1 pseudogene is annotated in these 251 nt (G+C 62.9%); it reads right to left on the bottom strand.

Features of this window, described 5'->3' with window-relative positions:
- Positions 1-251 (bottom strand): annotated as a pseudogene (locus tag HMPREF2924_RS24885) (pilus assembly protein PilO); the annotation flags it as partial.

The following is a 251-nucleotide window of genomic DNA, read 5'->3' as shown; positions in this document are numbered from 1 at the left end:
AGTTCCTCGATGTCGAAGTCCTTGACGGGGAATTCGAATCCTTCGGGAACGAAGACCTGTGCGTTTCGAAGCACGCCGCGCGTAGAGAGCTTCCTGATCCGGTCCCTGGCTTCGTCGAAGGTGGTGACCAGGTCCTGGCCGGGGACGATCGCGCCATCGAGCGTGGCGACCAGTGCGTAGCGGTCCTCGTCGACCTTCCAGCAGGCCAGGAAGTCGCCTTCGAACTGGCCTGAAAGCGCCGAGGCCAGGGA

The sequence above is a fragment of the Pseudomonas sp. HMSC063H08 genome (assembly GCF_001813645.1).
Classification (GTDB): Bacteria; Pseudomonadota; Gammaproteobacteria; order Pseudomonadales; family Pseudomonadaceae; genus Pseudomonas; species Pseudomonas aeruginosa.
This window is presented reverse-complemented; position numbering and strand designations above follow the sequence as displayed.